Genomic DNA, 1,043 nt, shown 5'->3' on the forward strand with positions numbered 1-1,043 from the left:
TGAGCTCACCACCGCCACCTTGTCGCCCCGGGAAGCGATCTATCAGGCGGCGCTCAACGCACTGGAGATGTTCGCGCCACCCGCGGTGGGCGCCGGATGGTCGCTGGACGAGGCGGTCTACCGCGCCCTGCTGAAGTGGTCGATGGCACAGCCTCCGGACCCTTCCGCCTGGGTGCACCTGTCCGACGACGACCTGGGGCACGGCGAGTGCGCCGGATTCAGCCGGTACATCCAGCGGACGGTCGTCCGCAGCCGCGGTGGGGAGCCATGGGAGTGGACCGGTACCCGGCTGCCGAACGGCATCCACCGGGTCACCGGTCGTACCGCCGGCCAGCCGGTCGTGCAGGGCGCGGGCGTCTGTTACGCGGAAGCGGTCTCCATGGCGCTGCTCAGGCTGGTCAACGACGACGGCGCCCTGGTTCCGCTCAACCCGCACTTCCTCACCTGGCCCGAGGTGTGGCGGCACATCGCCCGACCGGAGTGTGCCGAGGTCACCCCGCGAGCGGTTCCCTTCGCGCGCGGCAAGGTCCGACTGGTGGAGGTCATATGAGTGCCCAGCAGCAGGCCACCCCACCGGCTGCCGACCTGATCTCCGCCCTGTCTGCCGACGCCGGCGCACCGGAGCCGGCGGAGGTGCTCCTGGGGCCGCTGACCGACCCCACCCGGGTACACGCCGACGGAAGCGGGTCGGGGCGCGGCCTGGCGGTGTTGTTCTGGTGCGGCAGCGTCCACGTCCTGGTCTACGACCTGGCACACGAGCGCGACGGCGGCTGCCCGCGGTGCCTGGCTTGGTTCCTCAGCAGGAATGTGGACTCCGCCGAGCTGTCGTCCGAGGAGCTGTCCGGGAACGATTCCGTGGGGGCCGCACGCAGCCACGCGCTCTGGCAGCAGCTCGGTCCGGCCTTGCGCGCGACCGTCACCCGGCTCGCGGCCCTGCTCCTCCGGGCGCCCTCCGCCGGCGGCACGCTCGCCACGGTCGACCGGGCCGGCGGCACGGTGCGACACGGACAGGTACCTCCGAGAACGGGCTGCCCGGCCCGTCG

The 1,043-nt window shown here is 72.5% G+C and carries 2 pseudogenes; both read left to right on the forward strand.

Annotated features, from left to right (window positions below):
• Positions 1-550 (forward strand): annotated as a pseudogene (locus tag AB0I03_RS27150) (hypothetical protein); the annotation flags it as partial.
• Positions 547-1,043 (forward strand): annotated as a pseudogene (locus tag AB0I03_RS27155) (hypothetical protein); the annotation flags it as partial. The pseudogenes AB0I03_RS27150 and AB0I03_RS27155, both read left to right, overlap by 4 nt.

The sequence above is a fragment of the Glycomyces sp. NPDC021274 genome, from assembly GCF_040641195.1.
Classification (GTDB): Bacteria; Actinomycetota; Actinomycetes; order Mycobacteriales; family Micromonosporaceae; genus Glycomyces.